Source organism: Pseudomonas sp. LjRoot277, assembly GCF_964253845.1.
GTDB lineage: Bacteria > Pseudomonadota > Gammaproteobacteria > Pseudomonadales > Pseudomonadaceae > Aquipseudomonas.
In genome coordinates, this window is sequence record NZ_CAXURI020000001.1 from 5641550 (window position 1) to 5653278 (window position 11729).

7 protein-coding genes and 1 pseudogene are annotated in these 11729 nt (G+C 58.9%); 2 read left to right on the top strand and 6 right to left on the bottom strand.

The genetic code is table 11. The features are described 5' to 3' along the window. Nucleotides 1-17: 17 nt before the first annotated feature. The 5 genes from ACSQ87_RS26305 to treP form a co-directional block, all read right to left on the bottom strand. Complete coding sequence (locus tag ACSQ87_RS26305; RefSeq protein ID WP_436274710.1) at nucleotides 18-314, bottom strand: PTS transporter subunit EIIB; 297 nt, start codon at nucleotides 312-314, stop codon at nucleotides 18-20. Nucleotides 315-316: 2 nt separating this feature from the next. Next, nucleotides 317-2845 carry a phosphoenolpyruvate--protein phosphotransferase gene (gene ptsP / locus ACSQ87_RS26310; RefSeq protein WP_436274711.1) on the bottom strand — a complete coding sequence of 843 codons (2529 nt, stop codon included), beginning with the start codon at nucleotides 2843-2845 and terminating at the stop codon, nucleotides 317-319. A gap of 62 nt (nucleotides 2846-2907) precedes the next feature. Then, nucleotides 2908-4131, bottom strand: a complete 1224-nt coding sequence (locus ACSQ87_RS26315) for a maltoporin (RefSeq protein WP_223432745.1) — start codon at nucleotides 4129-4131, stop codon at nucleotides 2908-2910. A gap of 95 nt (nucleotides 4132-4226) precedes the next feature. Continuing rightward, nucleotides 4227-5876 (bottom strand): alpha,alpha-phosphotrehalase, encoded by a 1650-nt coding sequence (gene treC / locus ACSQ87_RS26320; protein WP_223432744.1) that lies wholly within the window; start codon nucleotides 5874-5876, stop codon nucleotides 4227-4229. A 120-nt stretch (nucleotides 5877-5996) separates the two neighbouring features. Continuing rightward, entirely contained in the window at nucleotides 5997-7439 is a 1443-nt protein-coding gene (gene treP / locus ACSQ87_RS26325; protein ID WP_436274712.1) for a PTS system trehalose-specific EIIBC component, read from the bottom strand. A 237-nt stretch (nucleotides 7440-7676) separates the two neighbouring features. Here treP and treR point away from each other — a divergent pair, with 237 nt between their 5' ends. Both treR and ACSQ87_RS26335 read left to right on the top strand, forming a co-directional pair. Further along, on the top strand, nucleotides 7677-8381 hold the full coding sequence (gene treR / locus ACSQ87_RS26330; protein ID WP_436274713.1) for a trehalose operon repressor: 705 nt from the start codon (nucleotides 7677-7679) through the stop codon (nucleotides 8379-8381). Nucleotides 8382-8515: 134 nt separating this feature from the next. Continuing rightward, nucleotides 8516-9841 (top strand): dermonecrotic toxin domain-containing protein, encoded by a 1326-nt coding sequence (locus ACSQ87_RS26335; RefSeq protein ID WP_436274714.1) that lies wholly within the window; start codon nucleotides 8516-8518, stop codon nucleotides 9839-9841. A gap of 1784 nt (nucleotides 9842-11625) precedes the next feature. Here ACSQ87_RS26335 and ACSQ87_RS26340 read toward each other — a convergent pair. Continuing rightward, a pseudogene (locus ACSQ87_RS26340) lies at nucleotides 11626-11715 on the bottom strand (hypothetical protein); the annotation flags it as partial. Nucleotides 11716-11729 lie beyond the last annotated feature (14 nt).

The window sequence follows — 11729 nt, forward strand, 5'->3', positions numbered from 1 at the left end:
GCTCCCTCGCCACAGGGTTATGTTGACGCTTGGAGGCCAGTGATCAGATGCACCACCCCGTCATCCAGCATCATGACTCCCGGCACCCCGACCACATTTAGAGCCTGCCGATCGACCCGAGCCACATCCCGCAACGCCACCCGAACCCGGGTCAGCGCCACCCGCTGCTGCGACTTGAGGTTATCCATTCCGCCCAGTGCGGCGACGATTTCCGGGGCCAGGCCAGAAACAGGCTGAGCAACCACTTTCGGTTCATCCACCACCAGATCCGGCGTTAACGCTTTCCAGAACGCCCGCTGCATTTTCTCGAACATGCTCAGTTCTCCAGTACCAGTGAAGTATCGACCGTCGCCTCGTGATACAGCCGCAACGCCTCGCGCACTTGCTCGGCGCTTTCCAGGCCCAGCACCTGCTGGGCGATGGCCTGGCAGTCCAGCAGATCCACTTCGCGAACCGCCGCTTTGATCGCTGGAATCAACGGCACGCTCACCGACAGTTCATCCACCCCAAGCCCCAACAACAGCGGCACCGCCAGTTTTTCCGAAGCCATGGCGCCGCACACTCCGACCCATTTGCCATGGGCATGAGCGGCTTTCACCGTGCTGGCAATCAAACGCAGCACCGACGGATGAAAGCTGTCGGCCTGACTGGCCAGGCGCGGATGATCGCGGTCCATGGCCAGGGTGTACTGGGTCAGGTCGTTGGTGCCGATCGAGAAGAAATCCACTTCAGGCGCAAACAGATCGGCCATCAGTGCCGCTGCCGGCACTTCGATCATGATCCCCAGTTTCGGCAGCTCAGTGAGACCCAATGCCAGCGCCTCTTCCTCAAGCAGCTGCCGGGCCCGTCGCAACTCCGACAGCTGCGTGACCATGGGCAACATGATGTGCAGACGCGCCAACCCGGCGCTGCTCAGGATCGCTTTGAACTGATCGCGCAACAGCTGCGGGCGCTCCAGACACAAACGAATCCCACGCATGCCGAGGAACGGGTTGGTTTCGCTGTCCATTGGCACGTAGGCCAACGGTTTGTCGCCGCCGACATCCAGAGTACGCACCACCAGATTGCGCGCCGGCCCCAGGGCGCGGGCGATGGCGCTGTAGGTGGATGCCTGTTCGTCATGGCTCGGCGCATGATTGCGGTCCAGATAAAGAAACTCCGAACGCAACAGTCCGACGCCCTCGCCTCCCAGTGCCATGGCCTGCTCCGCTTCAGCCAGCGAGGCGATGTTGGCCGTCACTTCAAAGTGGTGACCATCGCGAGTACAAGCCGCCAACGCAGCGTGCGCCAGCTCATGTTGATGGCGCTTCTGCTGGCGCTGACGATTGGCCTGCAGCTGCTCGATGGCCGCCAGGTCCGGGTCCAGATGCAGCTCGCCCTTGTCGGCGTCCAGCAACACTTGAGTGCCGTTGGCCAGCGCCAGCACCTGAACGGGCAACCCGCAGATCGCCGGCAAACCGGACGCCCGAGCGAGGATCGCGACGTGGCTGGTAGCGCCGCCACCGACCGTGGCGAAACCCAGTACCTTGCGAGTATCGAGCCCGGCGGTCTGTGACGGCGTCAGTTGTTCGGCGATCAGGATCGCCCCTTCAGGCAGCTCCATCGCCTGATCCTGTACGCCGAGGATCAGCTTGAGCACTCGCTGGCCCACATCAGCCAGGTCCGCCGCCCGCTCCGCCAGCAAGGCATTGCCCAGGCTTTTGAACAAGGTTGCCGTCGACTCGGTGGCCGCGCGCCAGGCGAACCCGGCACTTTTGCCTTCGATGATCAGCGCCTCGGTCTGATCCAGCAGACTCGGGTCTTCAAGCAGTTCCTGGTGCGCCTTGAAAATCTCTGCCTGGGCGTCACCGGTGGCGTTGTCGCGCAACTGCTGCAAGGCCAGCGCCGCTGCGACCAAAGCACGGGAGAGATGCTCTCGCTCAAGCTGCGGACCGACGCCGAACTCGTTCACTTCAAGTGTTTGCTCGGCAATCTGCACAACCTGGCCAAACGCCGAACCCGCCGAGGCACAGACTCCGCGCAAAACGTTCAGCGATGAAGCTTCAACCGTCTCGACTTCTGCCATCACGGCTACCGTCTCGCCACACCCGGCGGTCAGCAATTCGGCCAGCGTCTTGATCGCCGCTTCAGCATCCGGGCCGGCCGCACTGACTTGCACAACGTCACCGTGCCCCGTCTGCAACGCCATGATCGCCACCAACGATTTGGCGTTCGCACTCGCCTGCTGTTTATGCAGGTAAATGCTCGCCGAAAAACCTTTCGCCGCCTGAGCGAACACCGCTGCCGGACGGGCGTGCAAACCGTTCGGGTTGGCGAGTGTCACCGGTTTGGAAAACAGTGCTTCGCCCTCTTCCGGCACTGGCTCATCCGTTGCCTGCTCGATGGGCTTCAAACTCAGTAGCGGTTGGCCACTGTCTACCAAACCCGTTTCCGGTGTCAGCCAAGTGAAGGGCTCACCACTGACCACCAGCATCAAGGTCAACAAACTGCGGGCGTTCAAGGCAATGTAATCGGCATCGAACTCGATCAGCGACTGCCCCACCGCCACCCGCTGACCTTCCTCAACCAATCGGGTGAAGCCCTTTCCTGCCAGGTTCACTGTATCGAGGCCGATGTGCATCAACACCTGCACGCCATTGTCGTCGGTGATGCTGACGGCATGCCCACTGACCTGCACATTGCTGATCACCCCGGCCAGCGGTGCGCACAAGGTTTGCGAAGTCGGGTCGATGCACAGACCGTCGCCAATCACGCGACTGGAAAACACCTGATCGGGCACCTGGTCCAGCGGCATCAGCACGCCGGACAAAGGTGCCAGCAGTTGCAATTGTTGGGGTGTGGCCATGACGTCACCTGCTGTTTTGTTCTTTGAAGTGCTGATGGAGCGCGAGGCTCCGACAGCATCGCTTATTTCCACCAATACTCGACCTGCAATCCGACGTTCGAACCGTGCCGCGCCGTGCCGAAGGCGCCGGTGTCGGACAATGCCGACCCCTGCGCCAGTTCATTGGCCGCCCGTTTGGCCGCCTCGTTCCAGCTCGCATAGGTGTAATACAAACGCACCTCGGGGCGAGCCCAGAATTCCGGTCCTTTGGGCGACCAGGTCGGAGCGAAGGTGAACTTGCTCAGCTTGCGCGTGCCGCCCGTGGTTTCGACCTGATCGTGACCCAATTCGGTCACCAGTTTGAACTGCTCGGTGAGCGCATAAGTCGGGCGAACACCCAGGGAAATCCAGTTCTGGTCAGCGCCGTCCGGGCGAATATCCTTCTGGTAAACCGCCTCGATTTGCCCACCAAATCGCGGCGTCACTTGCCAGTCGAAGAACTCCACCACACGATAACTTTTGTTGCTGTCGTCCAGCTTCACGTTACCGGTATAGCCCAACCCGGTGCCGGGACCTTCGCCGTACTGGAAGGCCAGTTTGTTCTTGCCACCCAGAAAGCCCTTCTGCACATGCTGGGTGGTGATCGCCCAGCCACGGTGAGCGTCGCGGCTGTCGGGCTTGTCGATGTAACTCAGGCCGAACTCCAGTTCACCGCCAGGGTTGGTGTTGAAGCCGGCGACGTTGAAATCGTGTCGGTTGATGTAGTCCTTCTGGTACAGGTTGTCCTTGCGCGAGAAGGCGTAGCTGTATTTCAGATCGCCGATCAGCACGTCCTCAATACCGCCGCCGGTGGCGCTCTGGTTCCAGTAGTAGTAGTCGGAAATGTGAATATCGTTCCGTTTGTAGTAACGCCGACCGGCCCACAACGAACCGCCGTTGAGGCTAGGCATGTTCGACCATTGCGCATACATCTGCGGCATGCGCACTGAGCCGTTGTCACCGTTGAAGGTCAGGTCCTTGTTGTACTGGTTGTACAACGAAGCCATGCCGTCGACGCTCAGCACCGAGCCGTCATCCAGGGTGTAAAGATCCTGGCGCAATTCCAGCTCCGCGTACTGCTCACATTCGTTGCCCAAGCGGTATTTGGTCTGCGCACCCTGCAGTTGGAAACACTGCTGTTTACCGCTGTTGACCGAGGTCCCGACGCCGCTGCGCAAGTAACCGGCGAACTCCAGCGCCTGGGCCGAAAGAGGCAAAGCCAGGCACACGCCCGCCACTACAAGGCTGCGATTTATTGTTGTTTTCAAGAACCACCCCATTATTTTTATTGTGTGCAGCGGCAAAATCGGCGCGCAAAACTCTCCCGCGCAGCGTTCTGCGTGTTGTTTTAAAACAGTGTTTTTTAGTGGTTGGTCAGGTGCAGAACGAACGACTCAAAGGGCCGTAAAAACACCTGCCGATTGCGCGGCGGACAGTCCGGGTAGTTGCTGATCACCAACCGCTGCATCATCGCTTCGCTGATCACTTCATCTGGCAGTTCGACTTCGCATGGCGTGCCGTAGAAGTTGTTCAGCACCAGCAAACGCTCGCCCCTGCCTTCACGCACATACGCCCAGATTTGCGGGTGCTCAGGTAGCAACTGCCGGTACACACCGTCAGACATCAGCGCTTCACTGCGGCGCAGAGCGATCAGTTGGCGGTAGTGATGAAGCACCGAATCCGGGTCATCGAGTTGGGCGGCGACGTTGATCTGCGCAGCGTTGGCCGGCACCCCGATCCACGGCTCGACAGCGCTGAAACCGGCATTAGGCTCGGCATTCCAGTGCATCGGCGTACGGCCGTTGTCCCGGGACTTCTGCATGATCGCCGCCATGTTATCGGCGTCGCTAGCACCCGCCTCGCGCTTGAGCCGGAAGATGTTCAGCGTCTCGACATCGCGGTACTGATCGATGTGATCGAAGCCCGGATTGGTCATGCCCAGTTCCTCGCCCTGGTACACGAACGGCGTGCCCTGGAGGAAATGCAGCGCCGTGCCGAGCATCTTCGCCGAGATCTCTCGATATTCGCCGTCATGACCAAAACGCGAGACCACCCGTGGCTGGTCATGGTTACACCAGAACAGCGCGTTCCAGCCACCGCCGGCCTGCATGCCGGTTTGCCAATCGGAGAGGATGCGCTTGAGTTCGAGGAAATCGAAATCGGCGCGAATCCATTTCTGCAGGTTGGGGTAATCGACCTTCAGGTGATGGAAGTTGAAGGTCATCGACAGTTCTTTCGAGTCTGGCCGCGAGTAGCGGATGCAGTGTTCCAGGCTGGTGGACGACATCTCGCCGACGTTGATCAGATCGTGGCCTTCGAAGACTTCGCGGTGCATTTGCTGCAAGTATTCGTGGACGTTCGGGCCATCGGTGTAGAAACGGCGACCGTCAGTGTTGTCCTCAGGGAAGTCCGCCGGTTTGGAGATCAGGTTGATCACGTCCAGACGGAACCCGCCTACACCCTTGTCGCGCCAGAAACGCATCATCTTGAAGACTTCGGCGCGCACCTTGGGGTTGTCCCAGTTCAGGTCGGCCTGAGTGTGGTCGAACAAGTGCAGGTAGTACTGACCGGTCTGAGCTTCGTACTCCCAGGCCGAGCCGCCAAACTTGGATTCCCAGTTGTTCGGCTGGTCGCGCCAGATGTAGAAATCCCGGTAAGGGTTATCAAGGCTGCTGCGGGCCTGCTGGAACCAGGTGTGCTCGATGGAGGTGTGGTTGACCACGATATCGAGCATCAGCTTGATCCCGCGCTTGCCGGCCTCGGCGATCAGCAACTCGCAATCGGCCATGGTCCCGTAGCTCGGGTCGATGGCGTAGTAATCACTGATGTCGTAGCCGTTGTCGCGCTGGGGCGAGCGCAGGAACGGCGTGATCCACAGGCAATCGACACCCAGCCAGTGCAGGTAATCGAGCTTGGCCACAACGCCAAGCAAATCACCCGTGGGGTTGCCGGCGTGGCTGTGAAAACTCTTCGGGTAGATCTGGTAGATCACCGAACGTTGCCAGTCTTGCATGGCGGGATTCCTTCAATTAGTTGATGCAGTGACCGTAATGGCCCCTTCGCGAGCAAGCCCGCTCCCACATTTGGAATGCGGTCAACCTGTGGGAGCGGGCTTGCTCGCGAATGCGATCTGTCAGGCAACCCGATACCCGGGCCGAACAATCTTCATGCTCAACCCGCAGGTCAGAACAAACGGCACGACCATGGCAATGACCATCCCGATCACGAACATCGGAATGAACTGCGGAATGATCGAGATAAAACCGGGCAAGCCACCGACGCCGATTGCCGAGGCCTGGACCTTGTTCAGCGACAAGAAAATGCAGCCCATGGCCGAACCGATCAGGGCTGCATAAAACGGAAATTTGTAGCGCAGGTTGACCCCGAACATGGCCGGTTCGGTGATGCCGAAGTAAGCGGAAATCGCCGAGGTCGAGGCCATGCTTTTGTCCCGCACGTTACGGGTCATGTAGAACACCGCCAGTGCCGCGCTGCCCTGGGCCAGGTTGGACATGACGATCATCGGCCAGATAAAGGTGCCGCCCTGGGTGGAGATCAGCTGCAAGTCGACCGCGAGGAACATGTGGTGCATGCCGGTAATCACCAGAGGCGCGTAGAGCAAACCGAAAATCGCTCCGCCGACCATTGGCGCCAGGTCAAACAGCATGACCACGCCTTCGGTGATAAGAATCCCCAGATGACGGGTCACCGGGCCGATCACCGCCAGCGCCAGCACGCCGGTCACAACGATGGTAGTGATCGGCACGACCAGCAATTGAATCGCGTTCGGCACCCGCGCCCGCAGCCATTTTTCGATGACGCTCATCACATAAGCAGCCAGCAGGATTGGCAAGATCTGCCCCTGATAGCCGACTTTCTCGATCTGGAACAACCCCAGGATGTCGAAGTACGGCAGGCTCTGCCCGTCCAGCCCGGCCACCGCTTTGCCATAGTTCCAGGCATTGAGCAGATCGGGGTGCACCAGCATCAGGCCAAGCACGATGCCGAGGATTTCGCTGCCGCCAAACCGCTTGGCCGCCGACCAGCCCACCAGCGCCGGGAGGAACACAAACGAGGTATTGGCCATGAGGTTGATCAGGCTCCAGAGCCCGTCAAGTTTCGGATAGGCGTCCAGCAGGGTCTTGCCCTCGATGAACATGCCCTTGGCGCCGATCAGGTTGTTGATGCCCATCAGCAGGCCGGCAATGATCAACGCCGGGAGGATGGGCATGAAGACGTCGGAAAACACCCGCACCAGACGCTGCATCGCGTTGATCTTGTCGGCGCTTTTCTGCTTAACGTCGGCGATGGTCGAGGCCGCGAGACCGGTTTGACGACGCAGTTCGGCGTAGACCTTTTCCACTTCACCGGGACCAATCACCACCTGGAACAGGCCGCCGGTGAAGAACGAGCCTTTGACCAGATCGATCTGGTTCAGCGTGGCGCTGTTGACCAGGCTTGGGTCCTTAAGGGCCAGGCGCAGGCGGGTGACGCAGTGCGCGGCCTGCTCGAGGTTGTCGCTGCCCCCGAGGCTTTGCAGCAGCTCGCTGGCGATATTCGAATAGTCGTGGCTCATGCTTTTTCTTCCGCTGTAGTTTTTTGTTTTTGGCAGCACGCCGAAGCGAAAAGTACTCGTCTGTACGAGTTAAAGCAACAACTCGTACAGACGAGTTTGAATTTGTTTATCCTGAACCCGACCGGCGGCGACATTTCCCACCTCAAAAGTCAAAGAAACCTAACGCCGCATGGACAAACCCCTACCCTGCCCTTAAGGTTCGAAACCTTGAGCACATCGCGGCACAGAGCCATCCCCATGAGTAAATACAACCAGATCTACAGCGATCTGCTTGCCAGCATCACGACCGAACGTCTGGAACGCGGCGCCCGGTTGCCTTCCGAAACCGAACTGATGGACAGCTACCAGGCCAGTCGCGGCACCGTGCGCAAGGCTATCGAGCAACTGCAGGAGCGCGGTTTCGCCCAGAAAGTCCACGGCAAAGGCACGTTCGTGCTGTCGACCAACCCGATCGAATTTCAGCTGGGCGGCATCGTCAGCTTTCAGGAAACGTATCCGCGCCTGGGTAACGACGTCAGTACCGAGGTGGTCGAGTTCACTCAAATCCCCCTCGAAGGCCTGCTGCTGGAGCACATCAAGGCTGAAGAAGGCAGCCTGATCACACGGATCAAGCGAGTGCGGCGGATCGACGGCAAACGCGTGATCCTCGACATCAACCATTTCGTCAGCGACGTGATTCCCGGCCTGTCCCAAGACATCGCCGAGCACTCGATCTACGCCTTCATCGAACAGACCCTGCAACTGCAAATCGCCTACGCCCAGCGCACCATCGAAGCGGTGCCCCGGAGCAAGGACGACCAGCAACACCTGGACCTCGACGGCCAAAGCCATGTGATCGTGGTCAGCAACCAGACGTTTTTGCAGGACGGCCGCCAGTTCGAGTACACCGAGTCGCGGCACACCCTGGACAAGTTTTACTTTTCGGACGTGGCGCGGCGCTGAGCCTGACTCAGACCTTCGTCATGCCCTACTTCTTCTATCTGCAACAGACCACCACCAGATACCCAGAAGCTTACAGATGGAACCGATGCCCCTTGAGATAGTGAGCGCCCCGACCACCTCTCAAGGAAAACATCATGGACGATGCCCAAGAAATCACCCTGCCCGACGCTACCGATGCGCAGGCCCTCCAGGCCCTGATCCCTGATCTGGTAACCGATTGCCCCGACCTGTACTCCATGGCGTACCAGGTCGCCAAAGACATTCTCATCCAGCACAACATCACGGATATCGAACCCGACAAGGTCTACTGGCATCGGTTTAATGCCGCTCAAAGCAACTCGAAGACCTTTACCGGCTGGCAGCATGTGTTTGAAACACCCAGGGAGTCGATGACCTTCCCGCAACTGGTCATGCAGCGTTTCAGTGTCCACGACCAGGACAACGGGGACCTGCTGGACGTTGACAGTGGTTTCTACCGTGCCGACGGCAATGCCGGAAACTACGATGAAACCAACGAGATTCGCCTGCATGCCAGGGATGTGTTGAAAACCTTCTGGGATATCAATTTCGCTGACCGTTGCAAAACGGCCATCGCGACGTTCTGGGAAAAGCACAGCGACAACTTCCGTGCGCTGATCAAGTGCACGTTCATTGCCAAAGCCATTGAAGACTACGAGAAGGGATACCTGACCCGCGAACACTTCACCCTGGTGCTCAGGGCCGCCACCGCAAATGTGAGCAGGCCACTCACCCGGCAAATGCTGCTGGACGAGGCGCCAGCAGGCAGCGGTTTTTCAATCCGAAAGTTTTGCATTGACCACTTCGTGTCGACGGACATCCTCAGCATCACTGACGACAGTGACCTGAACATTCTCTACATTCCGGGCGAACCCAGAGGTTTTCACTGCTTCACCAGCGTCGGGCAATTGCACGAATGGCTGGCCAATGAAGTCAAGGATGCCGAAGGCCGTGAGCGCATGCTCATGCACTTCAAGCAGCAAGAGCGCGACATTATTCAGGACAAACCCACTTCGCTGGGGCACAAACTGGCCAACTTCACCGGCATTGGCCTGATCATTCATGCGTTTGAGGAGACGGAAACCGAAAATATCGGCCTCACCCATGCCTATGACGTATTGCCCGGTGAATATGCAGTCGCGGACCATCATTTGCTCCACTACCGAGGCGAGAAAATTGCCGGTGATGCGTTCACTCATCTGAACCGGTCCACTCATGAGCGCATGCTCAGCGACGCCAATTACCTGCTGCACTCCAACGGCGAGATCAGGAAAAAACTGTGGATAGGCTATCTCAATGCCTTCAACCACACCTTCGGCCGATGGCCGCCCTTGCATGGCCGGCAGCGCTGGTTGTCATTGGCGCGGGCATCGCCAATGTCGGGCTTCACATCGACCAGGCCATCAACGGCCACACCCCGGCGGAACGCAAGGCCGCAGTGACTGGCGCCATCCTTGGCAGCGTGGATGTGCTGTTCAACTTGCCTTTCCTGAGGGGGGCGGCAGAACTTGCAGAGGCCTCCGATTTCGCAGAAATCACGGAGACAGAAGCTGAACTGCCCCCACCACCCACCCCGTCTTTCGAGACCGTCATGGCCACGCCTGCCGACGCCGACATTCTCGCCCCTTTTGAAACCAATGAGGTCCTCGACGGCGACTTCCCGGTCAGTGACGAAGGCAAACTCCAGGGCATTTACCAACCCCGGACTGGAGGTAACTACATCGCAGTCGGTGACAGTTTCTACCTGGTGCGCTACAGCAACGAACTAAAAACCTGGGCAATCATTGACCCGGTCAATCCTTACTCCTTTTACCGCAACATTCCGGTACGCCTGAATGAACTGGGTGAATGGGTGCCCCTCACGCGTCCCGGCCTGGTGGGCGGGGGCAAGTTTGCCGATCTGTTTGCCAGGTCTGAGCCGCCACTCCCGGACTTCGATGCCCCGGCGACTGCATACGATGTTCCGCAGGACCTCAAGCCAGCCCTCAAACAGGCGGCCAAGGGTATGGCCTCGAAGGGGGATTTGAAGGACGGCTTTGTCAATCCCAACAATCCGGACAATGAGCTGGAAGCCTTCAAAAGACTGCGCCGAACGCTGCACGACGACGCCGCGACCTTCTACTCGCAACCGCCGCTGCGACCCAGACCGACCATTCCATCGTTCATCGCGAATGCAAAGCTCCAGGACATCATCAAGACCCTTTTCAAGCGGTCACAGAGCCTGGTCATCGGTGAAAGCCACGACAGCGTGGGCAGCAAACAGTTTCTGATCGAGAATATGAGCGTGCTGCACAAACAAAAAGTCAAAACCTTATACATGGAGCATCTGCTGACCGATTTCCATCAGGCTGACCTGGATGTGTTCAATCGCACTGGAGTGATGTCCGAGGATCTGGAAAGCTACCTCAAGGACCTTGATGCAGGTTTTTCGACTGACCCCAGCGAACAATTCACCTTTGAGCAGGTGGTCAGGGCGGCGCAAAAAAACCATATTCGCGTTCAGGCCATCGACTGCCTCGCCAGTTACCGCAGCACTGGCATCCAGGGGGCAAACATCAATTTTCGGCAAAAAATGATGAATTTCTTCGCCCGCCAAGTCATCGGCGCCGACCAGACGGCCAGAGGCGCGCATCGCTGGGTGGCGTTGGTCGGGAACAGCCACGCCAATACCTATGGCGGCGTGGCGGGAATCAGCGAGCTTGAAGGCAGCATCGGGCTGCGTATTGAAAGCGTAGGCCCGGACGAGCTCGGCGGTATCAAGGTCGACCCGGGGGTGGCCGACGAGCCGCGCCCCGGGCGAGCAGCCGGTTTTGCCAAAAATGACTTGTTGCTGCAAATCCCGACGCCGAAAAGCGTGATCCTGGCGCAAAGGCTGGAGGATGGGCTACCCAGTCCTGGCACGTACACCCTCAGCACCAGTACCGGCGAACCATTGCTGGTTCACCGCAGCAGAACCCTCACCAACAGAGTCATCACCAGTAACGGCATCATCACCCGTGGCAAACTCGTTCGAACGCCCATCAAGCATGATGCAGGTGGGTACTACGTCGAACGGGATGCCTGGCAGATCAACGGCCGACGCTTTCAAAACCCCGACGCCTTGAGTTCAGCGCTGCACAGAATGGGCATGACCCCCGTCCGACTACCCGGCGTCTAAAACGCAAAAAGGCCGTGTGAACAGTGTTCACACGGCCTTTTCAGTTACCTGCGATCAAGTCATCAAGGCTAGCGCCACGCCCCAGGCGTAACGACGGCCATCGCCGACAACGCCAATCGATTTCACCGACTGGAACACCACGAATGCCTGGGCTGACTTTGTGGAAACTTCGC

Bases quoted from the DNA above. Each gene is read 5' to 3' on its own strand.
- treP (WP_436274712.1), bottom strand. From the start codon at position 7,439: ATGAGCCACGACTATTCGAATATCGCCAGCGAGCTGCTGCAAAGCCTC.
- ptsP (WP_436274711.1), bottom strand. From the start codon at position 2,845: ATGGCCACACCCCAACAATTGCAACTGCTGGCACCTTTGTCCGGCGTG.
- treR (WP_436274713.1), top strand. From the start codon at position 7,677: ATGAGTAAATACAACCAGATCTACAGCGATCTGCTTGCCAGCATCACG.
- ACSQ87_RS26335 (WP_436274714.1), top strand. From the start codon at position 8,516: ATGGACGATGCCCAAGAAATCACCCTGCCCGACGCTACCGATGCGCAG.
- ACSQ87_RS26305 (WP_436274710.1), bottom strand. From the start codon at position 314: ATGTTCGAGAAAATGCAGCGGGCGTTCTGGAAAGCGTTAACGCCGGAT.
- treC (WP_223432744.1), bottom strand. From the start codon at position 5,876: ATGCAAGACTGGCAACGTTCGGTGATCTACCAGATCTACCCGAAGAGT.